Annotated in this window: 25 protein-coding genes and 1 pseudogene; 21 read left to right on the top strand and 5 right to left on the bottom strand. The window is 65.0% G+C overall.

The features are described 5' to 3' along the window. Nucleotides 1-471 precede the first annotated feature (471 nt). The 4 genes from ACWEKR_RS08985 to ACWEKR_RS08970 are packed head-to-tail and all read left to right on the top strand — an operon-like array spanning nt 472 to nt 3,369. Nucleotides 472-1,083, top strand: a complete 612-nt coding sequence (locus ACWEKR_RS08985; protein ID WP_452354002.1) for a DUF6907 domain-containing protein — start codon at nt 472-474, stop codon at nt 1,081-1,083. A gap of 27 nt (nt 1,084-1,110) precedes the next feature. Further along, entirely contained in the window at nt 1,111-1,701 is a 591-nt protein-coding gene (locus tag ACWEKR_RS08980) for a hypothetical protein (RefSeq protein ID WP_452354001.1), read from the top strand. Then, complete coding sequence (locus ACWEKR_RS08975; protein ID WP_452354000.1) at nt 1,682-2,551, top strand: phosphotransferase family protein; 870 nt, start codon at nt 1,682-1,684, stop codon at nt 2,549-2,551. The genes ACWEKR_RS08980 and ACWEKR_RS08975 overlap by 20 nt, the downstream gene beginning before the upstream one ends. Next, nucleotides 2,551-3,369, top strand: coding sequence for a glycosyltransferase (locus ACWEKR_RS08970; protein ID WP_452353999.1), 819 nt, complete (start codon nt 2,551-2,553; stop codon nt 3,367-3,369). The genes ACWEKR_RS08975 and ACWEKR_RS08970 overlap by 1 nt, the downstream gene beginning before the upstream one ends. On the opposite strand, the gene ACWEKR_RS08965 is transcribed toward ACWEKR_RS08970, so the two are convergent. Then, nucleotides 3,270-3,593: an NUDIX domain-containing protein gene (locus tag ACWEKR_RS08965; protein WP_452353998.1), complete on the bottom strand. Its 324-nt coding sequence runs from the start codon at nt 3,591-3,593 to the stop codon at nt 3,270-3,272. The genes ACWEKR_RS08970 and ACWEKR_RS08965 overlap by 100 nt on opposite strands. A 64-nt stretch (nt 3,594-3,657) precedes the next feature. Next, nucleotides 3,658-4,251, bottom strand: a complete 594-nt coding sequence (locus ACWEKR_RS08960) for a GNAT family N-acetyltransferase (RefSeq protein ID WP_452353997.1) — start codon at nt 4,249-4,251, stop codon at nt 3,658-3,660. A 175-nt stretch (nt 4,252-4,426) separates the two neighbouring features. On the opposite strand from ACWEKR_RS08960, the gene ACWEKR_RS08955 reads away from it, so the two are divergent. From ACWEKR_RS08955 to ACWEKR_RS08930, 6 genes are all read left to right on the top strand, one after another. Then, on the top strand, nt 4,427-4,747 hold the full coding sequence (locus ACWEKR_RS08955; protein ID WP_452353996.1) for a WXG100 family type VII secretion target: 321 nt from the start codon (nt 4,427-4,429) through the stop codon (nt 4,745-4,747). Continuing rightward, nucleotides 4,744-5,040, top strand: a complete 297-nt coding sequence (locus tag ACWEKR_RS08950) for a WXG100 family type VII secretion target (protein ID WP_452353995.1) — start codon at nt 4,744-4,746, stop codon at nt 5,038-5,040. Before ACWEKR_RS08955 ends, ACWEKR_RS08950 begins: the two co-directional genes overlap by 4 nt. Next, the gene (locus ACWEKR_RS08945) at nt 5,040-6,461 is read left to right on the top strand and encodes a WXG100-like domain-containing protein (protein ID WP_452353994.1); all 1,422 of its coding nucleotides are present in this window, start codon (nt 5,040-5,042) and stop codon (nt 6,459-6,461) included. Before ACWEKR_RS08950 ends, ACWEKR_RS08945 begins: the two co-directional genes overlap by 1 nt. Continuing rightward, nucleotides 6,462-6,875, top strand: coding sequence for an ankyrin repeat domain-containing protein (locus ACWEKR_RS08940; protein ID WP_452353993.1), 414 nt, complete (start codon nt 6,462-6,464; stop codon nt 6,873-6,875). After that, the gene (locus ACWEKR_RS08935; RefSeq protein ID WP_452353992.1) at nt 6,872-7,306 is read left to right on the top strand and encodes a YbaB/EbfC family nucleoid-associated protein; all 435 of its coding nucleotides are present in this window, start codon (nt 6,872-6,874) and stop codon (nt 7,304-7,306) included. Before ACWEKR_RS08940 ends, ACWEKR_RS08935 begins: the two co-directional genes overlap by 4 nt. Nucleotides 7,307-7,655: 349 nt before the next feature. After that, nucleotides 7,656-8,621 carry a hypothetical protein gene (locus tag ACWEKR_RS08930; RefSeq protein WP_452353991.1) on the top strand — a complete coding sequence of 322 codons (966 nt, stop codon included), beginning with the start codon at nt 7,656-7,658 and terminating at the stop codon, nt 8,619-8,621. Between the two features lie 1,025 nt (nt 8,622-9,646). Here ACWEKR_RS08930 and ACWEKR_RS08925 read toward each other — a convergent pair. Together ACWEKR_RS08925 and ACWEKR_RS08920 are read right to left on the bottom strand one after the other, a co-directional pair. Then, on the bottom strand, nt 9,647-10,009 hold the full coding sequence (locus tag ACWEKR_RS08925; RefSeq protein WP_452353990.1) for a DUF397 domain-containing protein: 363 nt from the start codon (nt 10,007-10,009) through the stop codon (nt 9,647-9,649). Further along, nucleotides 10,006-10,866 (bottom strand): helix-turn-helix domain-containing protein, encoded by an 861-nt coding sequence (locus ACWEKR_RS08920; RefSeq protein WP_452354120.1) that lies wholly within the window; start codon nt 10,864-10,866, stop codon nt 10,006-10,008. The genes ACWEKR_RS08925 and ACWEKR_RS08920 overlap by 4 nt, the downstream gene beginning before the upstream one ends. A 259-nt stretch (nt 10,867-11,125) precedes the next feature. Between ACWEKR_RS08920 and ACWEKR_RS08915 the strand changes: the two genes are divergently transcribed. The 8 genes and pseudogenes from ACWEKR_RS08915 to ACWEKR_RS08880 all read left to right on the top strand — a co-directional run bounded on the left by ACWEKR_RS08915 (nt 11,126) and on the right by ACWEKR_RS08880 (nt 15,819). Next, nucleotides 11,126-11,461 carry a hypothetical protein gene (locus ACWEKR_RS08915; RefSeq protein ID WP_452353989.1) on the top strand — a complete coding sequence of 112 codons (336 nt, stop codon included), beginning with the start codon at nt 11,126-11,128 and terminating at the stop codon, nt 11,459-11,461. 99 nt (nt 11,462-11,560) lie between these two features. Then, a complete protein-coding gene (locus ACWEKR_RS08910) occupies nt 11,561-11,818 on the top strand; it encodes a hypothetical protein (protein ID WP_452353988.1) in 258 nt (85 codons plus the stop codon). Nucleotides 11,819-12,042: 224 nt separating this feature from the next. Next, nucleotides 12,043-12,381, top strand: coding sequence for a hypothetical protein (locus ACWEKR_RS08905; RefSeq protein WP_157227684.1), 339 nt, complete (start codon nt 12,043-12,045; stop codon nt 12,379-12,381). Nucleotides 12,382-12,483: 102 nt separating this feature from the next. Further along, nucleotides 12,484-12,672 (top strand): annotated as a pseudogene (locus ACWEKR_RS08900) (helix-turn-helix domain-containing protein); the annotation flags it as partial. A 30-nt stretch (nt 12,673-12,702) separates the two neighbouring features. After that, nucleotides 12,703-13,713 (top strand): hypothetical protein, encoded by a 1,011-nt coding sequence (locus ACWEKR_RS08895; protein WP_245560548.1) that lies wholly within the window; start codon nt 12,703-12,705, stop codon nt 13,711-13,713. Next, a complete protein-coding gene (locus ACWEKR_RS08890; protein WP_452353987.1) occupies nt 13,710-14,609 on the top strand; it encodes a phosphotransferase enzyme family protein in 900 nt (299 codons plus the stop codon). The genes ACWEKR_RS08895 and ACWEKR_RS08890 overlap by 4 nt, the downstream gene beginning before the upstream one ends. Before the next feature lie 491 nt (nt 14,610-15,100). After that, entirely contained in the window at nt 15,101-15,379 is a 279-nt protein-coding gene (locus ACWEKR_RS08885) for a hypothetical protein (RefSeq protein WP_452353986.1), read from the top strand. Further along, nucleotides 15,376-15,819 (top strand): hypothetical protein, encoded by a 444-nt coding sequence (locus ACWEKR_RS08880; RefSeq protein ID WP_452353985.1) that lies wholly within the window; start codon nt 15,376-15,378, stop codon nt 15,817-15,819. The genes ACWEKR_RS08885 and ACWEKR_RS08880 overlap by 4 nt, the downstream gene beginning before the upstream one ends. Nucleotides 15,820-15,854: 35 nt before the next feature. Here ACWEKR_RS08880 and ACWEKR_RS08875 read toward each other — a convergent pair whose 3' ends face one another. Further along, nucleotides 15,855-16,334, bottom strand: coding sequence for a hypothetical protein (locus ACWEKR_RS08875; RefSeq protein ID WP_452353984.1), 480 nt, complete (start codon nt 16,332-16,334; stop codon nt 15,855-15,857). Between the two features lie 54 nt (nt 16,335-16,388). Here ACWEKR_RS08875 and ACWEKR_RS08870 point away from each other — a divergent pair, with 54 nt between their 5' ends. Genes ACWEKR_RS08870 through ACWEKR_RS08860 form a run of 3 tightly spaced genes read left to right on the top strand, consistent with a single transcriptional unit; the run spans nt 16,389 to nt 18,978 of the window. Continuing rightward, entirely contained in the window at nt 16,389-17,192 is an 804-nt protein-coding gene (locus ACWEKR_RS08870) for a hypothetical protein (RefSeq protein ID WP_452353983.1), read from the top strand. A gap of 12 nt (nt 17,193-17,204) precedes the next feature. Continuing rightward, nucleotides 17,205-18,446, top strand: a complete 1,242-nt coding sequence (locus ACWEKR_RS08865) for a cytochrome P450 (protein ID WP_452353982.1) — start codon at nt 17,205-17,207, stop codon at nt 18,444-18,446. Between the two features lie 34 nt (nt 18,447-18,480). Continuing rightward, the gene (locus ACWEKR_RS08860; protein ID WP_452353981.1) at nt 18,481-18,978 is read left to right on the top strand and encodes a hypothetical protein; all 498 of its coding nucleotides are present in this window, start codon (nt 18,481-18,483) and stop codon (nt 18,976-18,978) included. The last annotated feature ends 348 nt before the right edge of the window (nt 18,979-19,326 follow it).

Here is a 19,326-nt window from a genome sequence, read left to right as displayed (position 1 = left end):
GAAAGTGCCGAACGCGCTCGATCCGCCGAACACTCCGTACAAGTGGCTCGCCGGCGGCCGCCCGCGCGCACCGTGGCCGGACCTGGCCGCGGCGCTGCTGACCGCCGAGCTCGCCCGCCCGGTGGCGAACGTTTCTGGGAGTCGTGCGAGCGGGGTCGCACTGGCGTGCTCGTGGACATCGCGGTGCCGGTCGGGGTCGGGGATCAGACGGCCGCGTTCCTCGAGGAACTGGGCTGCTAGCGGGTCCATACGCCTGGTGGGAGTGCGTGCGTTCTGCCGCGGATCGGACCAGCTGCTCTGGGTTGGGCCGCTACGCCCCAGGCTTACGTCGTGTCCTGAATGCTCAATACGGAGCGGTCCTGTCGCAATACCGGTTGACGTAACCGCCCGGATGTCCCGCCCGCCTAGTCAGTCGCCATGTCAGAGCGTTACAGTTGAGTCTGTCGGGCGCGGCACGGATGTCGGCTATGAGTGTGGGGAGTCGTTGTGGCCGTGAATTTTTCATGCCCGCCCTGGTGTGAATCGCACCAGGGGCGGGTTATGAATAATCCCAGCGTTGGCACTGTCCATTATGGACCGGAATTGGTGCTCGAAATCGCCGAAGTGGTAGTTATCGGCGTTGTCCGTCGTATATCGATGCGAGTCAGTGCTCGCGATCATGGCGAATCACGCAGGTGTGTGATCGAAATGGTGGATCCGCACGGAGTCGGCTTGGAATTGACCGCCGATGAAGCTCGGCGGGTAGTGCAGATGCTGATCGACGCCGCGGACCTGCGGCTGACTGCCTCCGACGGAGAGTGCCCCCCATGGTGTCTGGAGCACACAGACCCCAACCCGGACGATCCTGACGATGAGCGCGAGCACCGAGGTCCGTTCCAAGCGATGGTCGTCGCCGGTACATACGAGCCCAGCGTCGCGATCGGGGTGCGAGTGCGCGCATTCGACGAGGAATACGCGCGCCGGGTCTCGCTGGAGATGCTGGTGCAATCGGTCTCTACCGAGCTGTTGGCGGCGGAAGCGTGCAAGATCTCGGCACACCTGCTCCACTGCGTAGATCTGGCCGAATTGGTGGATGTCGCATAGGAAGCATGGGCGCTACTCGGCCTCCACGTGGCTGTCCTGGTGCAGGCACCGGACTGCTATGAGCCTGCTCGCCATCCCGTTCTCGTCGACGAGTCGATCATCGGGGTCGAAGACGAGATAGAAACGGATGTCGCTTCGCCAGTGTTCTTCGATGTAGCCAGTCGGGCCGTTGGAGTCGACCTGGTTGACGACCCGATAGCGACGCGGGTCGGTTGTGCCCGGCACCCAGCATGCAGTGTAGGTGGTGTCCTCGACATCTTCCATCACGTGCCGCAACCCACGGTGATCTACCACCGCATTCCCGACAGCGGCAGCATGTGCGTCACCACAGTTTCCGCCACAGCGGGCCTCGCTGGGTTCGGTCGGCTCGTTCAGCGCATCTGGTCCCGCTGGCCGGCCACCACAACCGAATCGGCACGGTTCCGCCTCTATATCGCTGTCTTGTACTGGAATGCTCTGACCGTCCTCCCCGAAGGGCGTCGACTGGCGGAGGATTACTTCCAGTGCTGTGTCGCCGACTTGGCCGCGGCCTGGCAAGGCGACGAGCCCGAAAACGACCTGCCCGCCCGCATCATCACCACAATCGAGGACGGAAGCCGTGCCGACACTGCCGCATGACCTCGCCACCGCCACCCAGAATGCCGGAATCCGCATCGACACGGTGCTCCAGCAGACTGACAAGACACTGCTCGCCGCAGGCAGCTTCGCCGATAGGCGCGTGGCCGTGAAATGCCTACTCGGCACCGACCCGTTCTGGGCCGGGAAATGGCGGCACGAACTCGAGGTGTACGAGGTTTTCGCGCACTCCGCGCCGCCCGTGCCAGTGCCGCAGCTGGTCTACACCGATCACACCCGGCTCATGGCACTGGAATGGATGAACGGGCAGCGCCTCGACGACGACCGCTACCCGCAGCGGTCACTCGCCGACACAGAGATCGACGCGGTGCTCGGCACAGTCGAGGCTCTGAACCGATGGCAGCCACCCGCCGAGGCGTTCGACGTGATCTTCGACTACCGAGATCGGATCGGCCGCTATCATGCCCGCGGTTATCTCACCGACACCGACCGCGACGCCTTGCTGCGCCTGGTCGACCGCGCCGGTGCTGTCGATCAGCTCAATCACGGAGACCCGTTGGCCAGCAACATCCTCCTCCGCGAGGAGGCCCCCACTGTCCTGCTGGATTGGGAATTCACCGGACTGTTCCTGCCCGGTTTCGACCTGGCAATGCTGCACGCCCAGCTCGGCGCCGCCACCGCAGAACTTCGGGCTCGCATCGACACCGCGGTCACCGCCGCTGGGATCGAGGTACCGTTCGTCGTCAATCTTGCGACCGTGCTCACCCGGGAAATGCGCATCCACCGGGAGCTGCCGGACGGGCCGGTGCGCGAAACGCGGCTACGGCTCATCGACTCGGCGTGGCAGCAGACGCGAGAGCGTGTGCACGCCATCGCTATGCGGGATGTCTGATGCACATCGCCATGGTCCACCGCGATCTGCACCGACCTACCCGCGGTGGCATCTGCGCCATCTACCGGTCGCTTGCTGCCCGCATGGCCGCACGTGGCCATACCGTCACCCTGATCATCCAGCAATCCCCGCACCCGGTGACGGTGGACGGTGCACGGGTAGTCACCCTTCCACGCACCGAGAACATGACCGCGCACCGGGCATCCGTCACCGCCGTCCTCGACCGCATCCGCCCCGACGTGATCGACTGCTCCACCTGGGAAGCCGAAACGCTGACCTACTTGCACCAGCTACCTGAGTACCGGGCGCCGGTCCTCGTGCGAGGGGAATTCAGCGCCCGCACCCTCGGCGCCGACGACCTCGCCGCCGTCGAACATGAGCTGGTGCACCTCGCCGACCGCGTGATCGCAGTCAGCCACTACGCCTCCCGCGACCTCGCCGATGCCTACCACATCGAGACACCCGCCGTGATCCACAACGGAATCGACCGCGACCGAATTACCCCTGGTCCAGCCACCTGGCCGAACAGCGGACTACGCATCCGTCTGGACCGCGACGGGCAGCCGAGCGACCCGGAGCCCATCCCCGCTTTGCTGGCCTCCGCCTCGCCGCTACCGCCGTTCACCGCCGACCCACGTCACCGCCAGTGCCTGGTATGGGTCGGCAAGATCACCCCGATGAAAGGCTGGGACCGGCTCGAACAGATCGCCGCCCGCCTCTACGACATCGCGGTGATCACCGTGGTGCTCGGACACTCCCGTGCCTTCTGCCCAGTCAGCGAGCACTGGATCTCGAACCGGTACGGGCTCATGTTGTAGTCGGCTTCACCGAGCTTGCGCACGATCTCGAACTCCGAGAGCCCGGTCTCTTCCCGCGCCTCTCGTACGGCTGAACTCTCCGAGGTTTCCCCGGCCCGGATGCTGCGGCGGGAATCCTGGATACCGACTTCCTCCCAGGAGAAGTCGGGGTGCCGGAACACCAACAGCTTGCCGTCACGGACGACGTACACGACGACCTTCTCCTTGATGGACTCCTCAGGCATCGAGCAATCCATCCCTCCGAATTGAAAGTCGTGGCGACGCAGGAAACCGCGCCGGAAGGGCAGCTCAATCGATCCAGTATCGGCGATTCAGAATGCCATCCGTACATGGTTCGACCGATTCGAATACGCCGCCGCAGGATTCGATGATGCGCCGAGAGGCGAGGTTGGTGTCGTGGCAGGTGATCAGTATCCGTTCGATGCCGATCGCGCGGGCGATGGTGAGACTGTGGCGGAGGATGGCGGTGCCGTAGCCGCGGCGCCGATATTGTGCCAGGACGGCGTAGCCGATGTGACCACCTCGCCGGCGTAGTGCGTCGTTGAGGGTATGCCGGATGGAAGTGCGGCCGACGATCTGGTTGTCGACGGCGGCGACCAAATTGGTGGCCGCGACGATACCGTCGGGCAGGTTGATCCCTTGGCGGTAGTCCTCCAGCATCGACAGATACTGCGGCCATGTCATGGCCGGTGTGAGACCTAACGCGAAGGGGAATCCGTCGTCGTCGGCCATGGCCTCATGCGCCGCACGGACCACCTGTTCATCCGACACGCGCAACGGCCGCAGCCGCACCGCATCGAGAATGGGCGAGGTCCGGAGAGCATTTGACATGGCCCGCACCGTAGCCAGCGAAACTACCGTCGTCGACGGATTTTCAGCCACGATCCGCTCGTGCCGACATGGGGTGGCACACATGCTCCGCCGAGCGACACATCAGTCCCCAAATGTCTGCGTCCAAGGCATGCGACGGGCCGAGGTCGTGCACGATCATGTCCGATAGCCTGGATGGCGAATTCGGTTGTGTGAAGCGCGTTTTCTGGTCTCAGGGGGTGGCGGTGTGTCCGGTGAACTCCAGGTCGAGGTCGACCGGTTGCGGGAGGCAGCGCGGTTCGTTTCCGGGAAAGCCCAAGCCATCAGGGATGAGCTGAAGCGGCTCGATGGCACTATCGGCAAGGAACTCCTCGCCGACGGCTGGCAAGGCAAGGCGGCTAGCGCGTACGACGAGTCGTGGGTGGAGTGGAAACACGGCGCCGAGGCGGTGATCGCTGCGTTGGAGGAATCCGCCACCAGCCTCGCTGAGGCCGCCAACCGCTACGAGAACCGCGACACGACCACCCAGCAGGCGATCACAGGGTTGACTGGATTGGACCTCCCATGACAGACAGCGGTCGCTACCGCGTCGATCTGGAGCAGCTCGATGCCGCGGTCGACACGATGCAGAAGTTCGGCCGCACGGTCGAGGACTGGTTGGGCGAGGTCGACCGTCACATCGCCGACTTGCACCTGACGTGGGCCAGTGAGGCGGCGACCGCGCAGCGGTCCGCGCACGATAAGTGGGTCACCGGTGTGAACGAGATGCGCGAGAACCTCGATGAACTGCGGGAGGTCGCGAGGAAGGCGCACCAGAATTACACCGCTGCGATCGAGGCCAACACCCGGATGTGGCCTTAATGGCGCCGCCTGTTGTGCAGGTGGATCCGCAGGGATTCACGAAGGCCGCTGAGGCCTACGAAGGCGTGCACAACGCGTTGATCTACGGCGTCGACACGTTGGCGAAGGTACTGGGCCAGTCCGGTGGCTGCGCGGGTTCGGACAACGCCGGCCGGGCGTGGAGCAACGACTACGACCCGGCCGCGTGGGACACCGTTGACGCGCTGGGCGAGCTCGCCCTCGCGGTGGGGCAGATGCACGACCTGCTGCAGTTCACCGCCGCCAACCACGCCAACGCGAACTCGCAATCCACGCCCGAACCGAACTCGAACGACCTCGTTTTCCCGCCAGGGACGCTGAAGGTCTACCAGCCGCCCGAACCCCCAGCCGTCTACGGCGGTCATGACCCGGAGCCGACCGGGTGGGACTGGGTCACAGGCGCGGTCCAAGGTGAGCTGTGGCCAAATGGGCACCCCGACGTGCTACGAAAGATCGCCGCGGCGTGGCGGACCATGGCCAACGCTCTTCGTATCGCGGCCGGGCTGTTGCCGAACGCACGGCAGTTGATCGAGGCACAGCAAAGCCCGGAAACACCCCAAGCGCTCGAGCAGGCCGACATCGTCAAGGGCCAGTTCGACGCCTTGGCGGCCGTGTGTGATGAACTCGCGAAATCCTGCGACTCGTACGCGGATTCGGTCGAACAGACCAAGAACACGATCAAGCGTGCGCTCATCGAACTCATCGCGATCGTGGCTGTGGACCAGGCGTTCGGGTGGATCGCCGCGCCGTTCACCGTCGGCGGGTCGGCGGCCGCCGCGCAAGGCGGAATGGCGATTGCGATCGGCATCTACGGCGCCCGCATCGCCGCGGTCATTCGCGCGCTGATCGGTCTCGCGGAAGCTGCCCGCGTCCCGGTCGTGGTGTCGCAGGCCGTTGCCCGCGGCAGCGAGGCGTTGATCCCGCTGATACGGGCGCGCCCAGCGCTGGCCGGCGCCGACGGTGTCGTCGCGCCCGGACCGTTCATGACATTCGCCAACCTCCGCCGCCCGCACCTGACCCAGCAGACCAGAGACACGATCATCGCCAGAACCCGAACCTGGGGACGGCCCGGCGAAAAAGAAGACTTCTATGTCGTCGAATCCGAGCCGAACGTCAAGGTACCGATCAACAAGTCCTATGACGATAAGCCCTGGGTGCAGCAGCTACCCAAGACAGAGGACGGCAAATACTACGTCGACGCGGCCAACAGGTCGTTGTATCCAGTGAACCCGAAGTGGGAGTTCGGCCACAATAGTGGCTTTGAGCACCGGCGCCTGCTGGCCGATGCCCAAAGCCGCGGCTTGACCCAGAAAGAGTTCGACGACTACGTCAACAGCCACCCCGAGCGGTTCCACATCGAAGACATGACCGGAAACAGAAGCCACAGACGGGAGCAGAAGTAGATGACCGAACCAGACGAATGGGGCCGAACCCCCCTGCATTACGCCGCGATGGAAGGGCAGGTCGATGCCGTGGCGCGTCTGCTTGACACAGAGGACGTCAACGGTCGCGACAACGAAGGCTGGACGCCGTTGCACTTCGCATCCCAATACGGGTTCACCGAGATCGTCCAACGGCTACTCGACGCGGGCGCCGACATCAACGCCTTGACCGAGAAGGGTATGCCGCCGATCTACTGGGCGATCATGTCCTCCAGCGGAGATCGAATCGGCACGGTCCGTCTCCTGCGTGCGCGGGGCGCCGACCCGACGAAGTCGACGATCAAAGGGTACTTCGGAACCCAAAGCCCCCTGGACGTGCTGCGGGAAGTCCGCAACGACCCCGCCATACAGGCCGAATTCGCGGACCTGCTGTGAGCGAGCCGCCAGACCTCGACGCCACACTTGAGGAGATGAAAAACAAAGCCAGCCAGGTCAAGTCGGCCCTGTCCCGCATACGCGGCATCGGTACAGCAGGCAACGGCGCCATCACAGCGATCGTCGATTCGGCAGGACACCTCCGCGACCTGAATCTCACCCGGGACGCACACCGGTGGGGAGACCGGCTGGCGAGCCTCATCCTGCAGGCGACCACCGCTGCCGAACGGGACGCCGCCACGAAAGCTGAGAAAGCGATGCGCCCACTCATCCACGACGAACGCGTCGAAGCCGGGATTAAAACGATTCGCGAAACTTTCGGACAAGCGGAATCCAGGACGAAGCCCACGAGGCCGATGACCGAAGACGAGATCCAGGCCGCTGATGACGCCTACTTCGAACGCATGAACCGACAAGGCTGGAACCGCTGAATCTGACCGCATACAAGCTCCTCCCGGCCAGTTTGCATTCCGATCTGGTCGCAGGTCGCCTCCAGCAGCCGCTGATGCGTCACATCTGACCAGCTGCGATGGAACACGGCTCCACGAACCCGGTTCAAGATGGACAGTTCTGCGGGCCAGGGACGGTAAGCTGACGGCGGAGTGTCAGGACGCGCACGCGCTCCACCTTTTTCGCCGGAGTCACCCCGCCCACGCTGGTTCGGTGACAGTGATGGCCAAGGTCCTCCCCGGGGCCCGCGGTAGCTCGTTTTCCCTGTTCGCATGATTTTTCGTCGCAGGCAGGGTGGCGTGGGCACCGCTGCCGGAACTGGACGAGGGCATGCCCAAGAACAGCAGTGCGCGCCGTCGGCGCCGGGCTCACCGCATCGCCGCTGAGGAAGGCGTGAAGTACACCGAAGCCTTGCGTCGCGGCGATGAACGCGCCGAGCAAGCCCGCGCCGACGAACAGGCAGAGCAGGATTCGTTCCTGAGACCGGTGACGGTCGAGATCGACGGTGTCAGGCGCTATTTACGACGTGAGGATGCCGAGCAACTCAGCCGCGACGGGTTGGCCGACCCGGTCGAGAAAGATGTTGTTGCTGCGGTGGATGTGCTGTTACCGCAGGTGCGTGCCCTGCTGTCAGCCAGGTTACGGCCGGTGACCGTGACCTGGCCGGACGGGCAGCCGCACAGGGTGGTGCCATGCGAGGCCGAACACCGCGAGAACTTTCGCGACACGGTGCAGAAGGTGATCAAGGACCTAGAGCGTGTGCGAGAGGACGCCGAGATCGCCTGGGTCGAGTCGGCGACCGTGGCCGCTGCCTACTACGGGGTGGAACTGAAATTGAGTGGTCTGCGTCGGATCACCGACGGGCTGCTGCGTGATCGGGTCGCGTCGGCGGTGGAAGCGGCCGAGGTGCTGTCGATGACGGCAGAGGCCACGCACAGTCGAGGGTGCATGCTCGGAGCGGGCGAAAACCGGTCCCGGCGGCGCTGGGGATACTCGCCGTGCGCCGCCGGTGACGTGCGGGTGCGCGTGAGGATCTTCGATGACGACACCATCGTTACCGTCCCGGGGTGTCCTCGCCACGCCGCCGAGGAAATTGTGCACTGGGACTACTTCGTCGAGATGGGCGACTCCGCGGTCGAGGTCATGGGCGGGACGGACGATGATCTCGACATCATCTACGACCTCGCTGCCGAACTCCGCCGTGAACGCAAACGGATCCAGCGAGAACGGGAAGAGAACAACATCGGGTCATACACCCTGCCGTCGCCTCCATGGATGAGGCGCCAGGACTGGTGATCACCGACGATCAGGAGCCGGCCGTCGTGCGGTCGGTGTCGGTGCGAACGGCAAGGTAGGCGGCCCGGCTAGTTGGGCCAGCCGTTCCCAGGCGTGCGGTGGTCAGGCAAACGCCGAACAGGTCACTGACCACCGCAGGCCGCGGGCGGCGGCAAGCTTGTCAATCAGGATGGCCGACGCTGTCGACCCCGCGGGTCGGCGGTGAATGGCGGTAGCACCGAGCCGGAGGCCAGCAAAAGCCGATATCGACACCCGATCGCTCAGCTGCCCGCTGGGGTCCAGCAGGGCCCGTAGTCTGCTACACGTGCCCGACCCCGGATAGACCCCGACTGCCGGGCATGGCAGCGTTGACGAGGGTGCCGTCCCTCGCAAGGAACAACATCACCGGTCCGGTAATTCTCGATCTTCTCGAGCCGATCCGGCAGTGCCTGGGTGTCGTGTGAAGGCTCAACCTGGGTATTTCAGTGAAAGCCGACAGCCTGGGTCGACAATGAAGCGGGACTCGACCCTGGCACTGCGGAAATCCACCCGCCAGACTGGTCGGTGATTGGCCGTGAGCCGGTAGGTGATCTGGGTGCCGAGTAGGTGTACGAATTCAGCGACTGGTTTGTCGCGTAGCGGCCCGGGTCATGGCGGTGCGGTAGGCGGGCGCGGTGCGGAGGGCGGCCACCACGGGGGTTGAAGGTGCCGATCATCCCGTCCCATGAGTGATCGGAATTCTCGTCGACGACGAGGAGCTGGCTGCGGTGGATGCGGCGTTCCCAGTCGGGGGTCGGAAAGCGCGGCAGCCTGGGCGAAGGGCTCGCTGAAGGCTGCGGGGTCGGTGCGGAGTGCTTCGAGGCGAAGTTCGCGGAGGTGCGCGCCATGGCCGGGGCATGGCCGTCCGATTGTCCAGGTTGGCATCCGTCCGACGGTACGAGTGTCGTGCGGCGTGAGCGAATGAAATTGGCGGCCCACCTCTACTGGTAGGCCACCAATTAGAGATCGTTGCGGTCAGACGGTCACTAGGTCAACTCACAATGAGGTCAGACTGAGGCCGGGATGAACTCACCGGCGCGAATACCTGCGACAAAGGCAGTCCATTCGGCGGGGGTGAACTCCAAAGTGGTGCCGACCGCATCGCGGACCACGGTGCCGTGGCTGTCCGTAGCAATGCTGGGAACAGCGATACTGCCGCCCTGGATGACGTTGCCGAGGGTCAGCTCGAGGAATGCTGGCCAGGCGGTGACGGGCACGGCGATGGTGGGTTGCAGGTCTGCGGGGCCGTTGTATTTATCGTCGCGGACGAGCACCATATCGCCGTCGAACGCTACCTCCACGCAGTTGTTGGAGGATGTCGAGAACGAGGACTTGAACCACTCGCGACGGGGTGTGTTGGTGCTGCTCATGAGGATGATCCTATCTGTGTGATGACGTCGCGAATCCGTGCAAGAGAGTCCTCACGCGATAGCGACGCCTGTGCGGCAGAGCCGAAGGCAGCCGCCAGCGTTTCGATCTTCGCGGGATCTTCGATTACCTCGGCGACCACGGCTGACTCATGCCAGCCCAAGGGCGTGGCCTGATCGCCGGGGAAGTCCAGGATGTGGAAGGCGGCACCACCGGAGCCAGAGCCGTTGGGGCTGGTGAAGGGCAGAATCAGCACTTCAATCGTGTCGTACGTCGTGATGACCTTGACCAGGTGTTCCAGCTGAGCACGCAGGACGTCGACACCGCCGATCTGCTGGTGGAGCGCGGCTTCGGAGATCACCGCGTTCAGGCGAACCGGGTCCTCACCCCCGATGCGCTCCTGTCGCTTCATCCGCGCCTGAACACGCCGCCGCACCTCGGGTCTCCGAACCATGGCCTGGTCGCCGGAGATGAGGCTGCGCGCGTAGTCCTCTGTCTGAAGTAAGCCGGGGATGAGCAGCGACTCGAACGACGAAATCTCCTCGGCACCGTACTCAAGTCCCCACAGCCGAGTCTGTTCGGCGTTGAACAGCCCGGCGTACTCGTCCCACCAGCCGCGGTTCTTGGCCTGCGCACGTAGCTCGATCAGCTTTTCCCGCTCTTCGCCGTCTACTTCGAGCAGATCGAGCAGCGCCACGTGCTTCTCCTCGGGCAGCACCATGCGGTCTCGCTCGATCTTGTACCAGTAGTTCGGCGCATAGCCAAGCTGCTTGGCGATCTTGGTGCCGATCAGCCCGAGGTCGGTCTGCCTACGCCGCAGCCGTTCGAACAACTCCCAGCGCGCGACGGTCGGTGACATCGGTGCCACGACGTGTCCTCTCCAGTCGGGATGAGCGGATATGTGAAGACGATACAGGGTCTGCACGCACCCAACTGGCCATCTAGCATGTTAATTAACATCTTGAATCTGTTTACGTTTCAGTAGAGATGTTGACGTTTAAAGAGTGTGTCACTTACCGTATGAATGTGTCGGCTATCACCTTGGCCAGAGTGGCCGACACACCCTCCGATGCGGAGTGCGTTGGCGCTCCGCGCATCTGGACGCCAAGGGGCAAAACATGGCAAGCGAGAGCGACGAGCACCGAGCCCGAGGTGCGCAGATACAGCAGCACCACGACGGCAGTCTTTCCATCGCTCAGGCGCGCGTTCTCAGGGCGCTGAACTGCGGCGGGATGCTCACCAAGAAGCAGATCGAGGTGGCGGCTGGCCTGACGAGGTGGAAGACCCGGCAGACCGTCACGGAACTGACCCGCCGAGATCTGATCTTCGACAGCGCCCGGCTGGACCGCTATGAGATCACCCGGTTAGGCCGCAACACTTTGGCAGCTCAGGCGTCCGACTTCGAGCGGCTGGAGGCGGAACATGGAAGAGCTACAGGACCGGACTCCCGGTGACTACATCGAGTACGGCTTCCAGTCGACGTGGCCTCCCGTGTTGAGGAGGGCCTGCACAGGCTGGATTCCGAGCCTTTTCCGATGCCTGGGCGTGGCGGCATGAGTGAACACATCACCGAGGTGGACGGGCTGCAAGCGACCTGGCGACTGGAACGGCTGCGGATAGAGATCATGAACGTGCACAACCAATCTCAGTCGGTTGAGGTGACGTTTGTGACTGGCACGGATTTGGCAGCCGCACGGGATAGACGTCCGAAGTGGGCGCGGCCGTGGGGCCGGATACGCAGCGAATTCTGGATGGAATACACGTCGGCCACCGGACGCAACCCGACTGTTGGCGTAGTGCGGTTGTGCTGATAGGCAATCGAGACGCACGCGAGCTGTGCAGCCCCTGGGCGATCGTCACCGTGCAGGACTACCGCACTTAGTACGGCGCTGCGGCCGAGTTCTCGGCCTAGGCACACCGACAGCATTTGGCACCGGTCACCATCGACGGCTCTATGCCCCAGGACGTGAAACGTTCTCCCAATCAACGGCTTTTCCTGCCGTGATCCCACCCCTGCCCAGAGGAGATGAACATATTGAGATCACTCGCAGCTATCGGCTACATCCGCCGCGATGTGTCCGGAACCCGTCAACACTGGGATGAGACAGAAATCCGCCGTCTGGCCCACGACTTGGGCTACTCCCTCGCCAAAATGGCCGTGTTCGGCGACGACGTGGACCATCCGGCGCTGCGCCTGCGCAATCTGGCCCGCAACATGACCCGCGTACACGGGGTGGAGATCTCGGCTGTGCTCACCCCGAATCTCGATCATCTCGACGGTGATGCGGGGCCGGTCATCGAGTGGTGCGACGAGGTTGTCACCGTGGACGACGGTGCGACCTATGCCCGCACCGAGTCAGATGTCATCGCGTAAGGCCGTGGAGGCAACTATCACCGGCGATCAAGGTCGTTCTGGTGTTCGCCGGGACGATTTTCTGGGCCGCGTGTGTTGCCTCGCGACGGTCGGGCAGGCCCGATGATCGACCGTGACAACGTATTCGGCGAGTTGATGCGTAGGCTGCGCGAGCGGCGTGGTCTCTCGCTCAAGGCTCTCGCCGCGCTGACGGTGTATGCGCCGACGACCCTGCATCACATCGAGCAGGGAGAGCGGCCACCGACCACGGACATGGCCACTCGCCTCGATGACGTTCTGCAGGCGGATGGGGCCCTGCTGTCGGCGGCCACCGACGCCGCGTTGCAGCGGCTGCTCACCACCGCAGCGCAGGAGTCGACGGACCTTGTGCGGTGGGTGAGCGAAGAACCGGTGGTCGGGATCTCCCAAGACGGCCTGACGCGTGATCTGAGCCGAATTGCACGTGGTTACGTGCACCGGCCGCCTCTGCCGCTGCTGACCGACCTGCTGCGTGTGCGGAAGCAGATCGCGCAGCAACTGGATCAGGCGCGGCGACTCCAGCGCCGGCGCGAACTGTCCCTGCTGGGGGCGGTCGCGGTCCAACTGCTGGGTGAACTCACCGATGATGTGGCGGGGAATTCTGAGGCCGCGATGCGGCATGCCGTGGCTGCCGAGCTGCTGGCCCAGGAAGCCGCGCATCCCGGATTGCGGGCGTGGGTGGCCGGCACGAAGGCCCTGATCGCGGAATGGTCTCCGCAGCCACACACGGCACTGGACGTCATCGACGACGCGGCCGGGTCGGCGCCGCCGGGCGACTACCGGGTCCGGCTGTTTGCGTTGCAGGCACGGTGCGCTGGTCGGCTCGGTGATATCAGCCTTACCCGTTCCGCCGCGGTGCGCACCGTTGCCGCCGCCGAGCAGGCACGCGATGCGCCTGATGAGGTGACCGCGTTCGGTGGCGCTCTGACATTCCCGCACGCGAAGATGGCCTACTACCTGGGCTGCGCGTATCAGGCGATTGGTGACCACCAGCATGCCGAGCGGTGGGCGCTGGATGCCATCGGCGAATACACTGTCGGTCCACCCGAACACCGATCCTACGGGGACGAGGCCCTGGCTCGGGTCTCGCTGAGCCTGTCCCGGATCGCCTGCGACGAGTTCGAAGGCGCGCGGGAAATACTCTCTCCGGTCCTGGAACTTCCCACCGAGCAGCGGATCACGGCCATCATGGAGGGGATGAATACCGTTACCGCCGCGATCCGCGAGCACCGCCATGCCCAAGCACCCGTCGCCCAAGACCTTCACGAGGCCATCCGCGGGTACACCACACCCTCGACCGCGGCCCTGGCATGACGGAGCTGGCCGCGCACGACATCCTCATCGCCGCCTGCGAACAGATCGGGCTCGACGCCCGGGACGCGCGGCTGCTGCGCGCCCACAGCAACGCTGTCTGGCTGCTCCCGCGCCCGCCAGCGGTGGTCCGGATCGGGCGAAGCCAGCACCGCGGCTTGCGGTTTCAGGCGGGGCTGACGCTGACGCGGTGGCTGGCCGAGCATGGCATTCCGGTGACCGAGCCGCTGGTGGACCGGGCCGTCGATATCGACGACGCCACCGTCACGGTGTGGCGCTACTACCCGCAGCAGCAGCGGGGTGAACCTCCGATGCGAGACCTCGGCGCTATTCTGCGTCGGCTGCACGCATTGCCGACCCCGCCGCTGGAACTGCACCCGTATCCGCCGCTGTCCGGGCTGACCACCATCCTCGGCTCGGATGCCGCACGCCGAGTTCTCGAGCCGGATGATCTGACCTGGCTGTCCGACCGCGCCCACGAACTGCTCGACCGCTACCAGGGCCTCGAATCCGTCCTGGGCGTCGGGTTCATCCATGGCGATCCGTATCCGGCGAACTGCCTGTGGGACGGCGACGAGCGGGTTGTGCTGGGAGACTGGGACGAGGCCAGTATCGGCCCGCGCGAGCTGGACCTGATCCCCACCTGCCACGACCACCTCCGATTCGGGGCCTCCGAAGGCGATCTCGCGCAGTTCTTCCGCGCGTACGGTCTCGACCTCGAGGAGTTCCGCACCTGGCCGGGGTTCACCGTGCTGACCTCGATGCGTGACCTGCACACCCTCACCGGCTACATTCGCCGCGCGGCCGGTGCCGATACCGCCGCAACCGGCGAACTCCACCGCCGCCTGGGCATGCTCCGAAACCCCGGCGCCGGCACCGAGCCCTGGCACGGCATGTAGACACCCTCGGCGCTGCGCGTCTCGGTCGGGATCTACCGGATCGGGGCCGAGATCGCAGTGCGTTCTCCTGGGTCGCTGCGGCACGGGAAGATTCGGCGCATGCCAGTTCAGTGAGATATCCGCTCCGGCAAGGTACTCCACGCTCGGTCGTCGCATGCACATCCGATCTGATCATCTCGCTGTGGCGGTGTGCGGTCTGCCGCTGTCTCGGGGTCTTCCATGGCGCGCAGGCGGCCGACGGTGGCGGAGGCAATTTTTGGCTCTGACCTGCGTACCCATGAACTGGACAAGTGATTGGGTACGCGCGCCCTATTGTGCGGCGTTGCTTGGTTTGCCGAAAATTGTTCCAGCACCAGTTATTTCGCTGCATCGCGAACGCTACTCACTTCAGTACACCGAGCTGTGCAGGTCGGCGCCGCACCCCTTGCGGGGCCGCTCTGCATAGCGCGGCGATAGCTGGTGCCCAAGACATGGGAGGTATTCGAATGTGCATGACGAAGTTGCTGTCGTACATGCCCGCCGAAGAACGCGACAGGATGGCGCTAGGCGACTGCGCAACACCGCCCGATCCGGAGATCACCACCGTGCAAGCGCATCTGCTGCGGTCACAGCACGCAGGACATCCCGTCACCTGCGTACGCAGACTGGCCCGATCCAGCGAAGAGGACGATAGCCGCCGCGAATTCCCCTACGCCCCTTTGCGTTCGGCGAGCGGCGGCGCAGCAGTGGGCGAGCCGGACGCGCAGCCTGCGCAGGCGGGGACGATATGACCGACGCCAGCATTGCGCAGACGTGGCCGGACTCGCTGGCGTTGATCGGGGCGGTGTCGGATGCGCTGTGCGGAAAGTACACCGCTGTCGATGCGCATCCGGCGCTGAGCGTGGTGTGCGGGATGGCGCTGCTGTACAGGAAGCGCCGCGAGGACACCCAGCGGTTCAGTGCTCCGCCGGCCGCGGTCAACTGGGACCAGGCCGACGGGCCTGCGGAAACCAACCCGCCCGAGCTGCGTCTGTGTGCTGAGTTCGACCGAATCGCTGCCACAGCATTCGACCTCGGCCCGGCGCGACCGGGTGTGCTGGCCGCGCGAGTCGCGTACTGGACCATCTGCGAGAACATCCCCTGCGTGGTGAGCGCGACCCGCGCCTACGACGACTGCATAACCCGCCTGAAGGCGGCGCCGACCAACCTCGACGAGCACGTCTCCCTCTAACCACCCACCACCGTTCTTCCCTGGCGGCCCCGCGCTCACCGCGCATGGCCGTCCCGGATCCTTCCCCGCTCATAGTCGGCCGCTGCGACGGACCGGCTTGATTCGTCGTGCCCCGAGCACGTCACTTTCCCTGCCCGGAGGCACATTTGACCACCCCAGCACCCCCACCAGGAACCGGCACATGCCCGCACGCCGACGCCGATCGCGCGGTGCAGCTGTACGGGCCTGAGTTCTTCGCCGATCCGCACCGGACATATCAGCAGATGCACCACGACCACGGGCTTGTGGTTCCGGTGGAGACCGGTCCAGGGGAAAACGCAACCGCGGTGATCGGGTTCCAACACGCCCGCGAAGTCCTCGACGATCCCCTGCACTACCCGACCGACCCGAAACCACGGCAGTCCCACCAGCGTGCCGAGCGCCGGGATCGGCCGGATCTGGCGCAGGCCAGCGGCACCGATCACGCGCGGTTGCGCCACACGGTACGCGAGTGCCTCGAACGCATCGATCAGCACGCACTCCGCACCACGGTCGGTCAATTCACGGCAGGACTGATCAAGACATTCTGCATGGAAGGCTCCGCCGATCTCGTCGGCGAATTCGCGAGTCCACTTGTCGTACGGACATTTTCGTGGATGTTGGGTCTGCCTGCGGATGTGTGGGACGAGGCCGACATCGCGGTCCGGACATTGCGCACCATGGGAGATGCAAGCGCACTGACCCCGCTGGTCTGGTCGGCTGTGGAGGCCGCCCGGATGACCCCGAGGACAGATGTGACCTCATGGTTGTGCGGGCATCCTGCAACCCTGGACGACTACGAAGTGGTTCAGCAGGTGCTGCTGCTGTACACCAGCGGATGCCTACCGACCATCGATCTGATCGCCAACGCTCTCATGCTGGTCATGACCGACAAAGAGTTCGGCGGCGACGTGATGTGCGGATCGCTGACCTTGCGGGACGCGCTCGAGCACGTGCTGGCCGTCGAGCCGCCGCGCCCGACTCTTCGCCCGCGGTTTCCCCTGAGCCTACAGATCCGCGATGGCGTACACCTACATCCTCGTCAGCCGGTGCTGGTCAGCCTGGCCGGCTGCGCCGCTGATCCGGTCATGGCCGCCGACCACACCAGGAAGGTCGGCAGCCGGTCCCATCTGGCTTGGGGCGGCGGCCAGCACAAATGCCCGGACGAAGCGGCGGCCATAGCGATGCTCACCGCCGAAGAAGCCCTGAACCTGCTGTTCGAATCCCTCCCCGACATGCAGCAGGCACCCGGCACGCGGATCGAGTGGCTGCAAACCCTGTACCACCGTGCGCTGGTCGCCCTTCCGGTCACGTTCGCCCCAACATCACCGCTTCCACACCCCATCAGCACGTAGGAGACCACTGCTGTGCCGCCGAACTCCATCCCCGCCCTGTCGGACGCGGATTCGACACCGATCGAGGACGTGTGCGAACGAACCCTGATCCACACTCAGGACTTCGCCGATGACCCTCACACGGTCTACGCCTGGATGCGCGCCCAGGGCCCCATGGTCCCCGTCGAACTCGCCCACGGCGTACCGGCGACGCTGGTCGTCCGCTACCACACCGCGCTGCGCATCCTCCGCGATCCCGAACGCTTCCCCGCCGACCCACGCCGATGGCAGCCCACCATGCCCGCCGGGTGCCCGATCGCGCCGATGATCGAATATCGGCCCAACGCGCTGCGCAGCGCCGGAGCCGACCACGACCGCTATCGACGCGCCAACCTCGACAGCCTCGACGGCATCGATCTGCTCCGCCTGCGCGAGGAGGTGATCGGCACTGCCGAAAAGCTACTGGATACCCTGTGCCACCGACGAGACATCCAGGACGCCAACCAAATAGACGTCATCACCGACTACGCACGGCCGCTGGTGTTCACGGTACTCAACCGGATACTCGGCTGCACCGACGATGTCGGCGACGACGTTGCCTGGGCGATGGCCCGCATGTTCGAGTCGACTGAGGACACCGAGCACGTCAACAAGGTGCTGGGCCAATCGCTGGGCGGGCACATCACCGCCAAGAAGGCCGCGCCCGGAGACGATGTCACCTCGCGCCTTATCGCTCACCACACCGGCTTGGACGATGTGGAACTGATCCACCAACTGGTGACCCTGTACGGCGCGGGTATCGAACCGACGACCAACTTGCTGGCCAACACCCTGCGGCTGATATTCAACGACCCCCGATTCGTGGCAGGCGGGGACGGTTTCGGTGTGCCGATCAGAGAGGCGGTCACCGAGAACGAGATCACCGACCCGCCGATGGCGAACTACTGCCTCTCCTATCCACCGGCCGGGGTCACGGTCGACGGGATCTGGCTGCCCGCCCACCAGCCGGTGGTGATCAGCATGGCCTCCTGCAACAACGACCCCGCCGTCAACACCGGCGACGGGGAATACCTCCAGGCCGGCTGGGGCCTGGGCTATTCCGCCGGGCCGCACCAGTGCCCGAAACCGGCGCAGGCCGTGGCACGTCTGATCGCGACCGAAGGCATCACGCGGTTCATCGACATGCTGCCCGACGCCCGACCGCAAGGGCGGCCGACCTGGCGGCCGGGACCGTTCCACCGGGCCCTGTCCGCCTTCCCCGTCAGCCTGCACTGATCCCCGCATCCCGCTCCCAACAAGGACACCACCGATGACCATCGATCCCGCCCCCGCCGCGCTGGACTACAACGGCGCAGCGGTCCCGCACACCTTCCTGGACACCTATCACCGCGAGTTCATCGACCACCACCGCGCCACCGGGCACCTGAGCCCTCAGCAACTCGACGATCTCGACCAGAACCCTCACTACTACCTCGAGTTCTTCGACCAGCAGCTTGCCACCGCACGCGCGGCCCTGGACCTCGAGCAGGCCCTCACCCTGGCCGACGTCATCAGCACGCCGACAGACCAGTTCGACCGCCGATGGTGGCCGCACCCGGGCCGCACCATGGCCGTCGTGCTACGAGCCGGCGCCGACGTGCCGCATCACAACGAGCGATGGCGCGCGGACTGGCTGGTCCTGGCCACGGTGTGTGAAACATGGACACCGCCGCAAGCCTTCGCCGTCCTCGGCGCGCTCACCCGCGGCCGCCACGTCTGTTCGGACTGGGTCGGCACCCTCCATGCAACGGGCCTGTGGCTCGGCTAACCCCTTCGTCCCAGGCGCCGCCGCGGCGCTCGGCGGCACAGAAAGTGTCCGGCCAGCAGAGAACGACGTGACACAACCAAATCTCGTTGTGTCGCATCGTCGACCCTCTCTGCAAGACCGGCTTCCCAGTAACCAGAACCCGTGAAAGGGGGTGTTGCCCGCCTATATCGGCGTCGGTCCGACAACGGCGAATGACCGAACTATTGATCCAGCGCTGCATTGATTACAGCGAGATAGGCACAGCAGTGCCCCGCAGGGAAACCGCAGGTCCACTCAGTGACGCCAGGATCTGTCGTGCACCTCTGCGGGGCCGGTGCACCGGCACGCACCGCTGCCATTCACCCACAG

Source organism: Nocardia sp. NPDC004573 (genome assembly GCF_053602135.1).
Note: the sequence above shows the minus strand (reverse complement) of the source record. Positions and strands in the feature narration are given on the sequence as shown.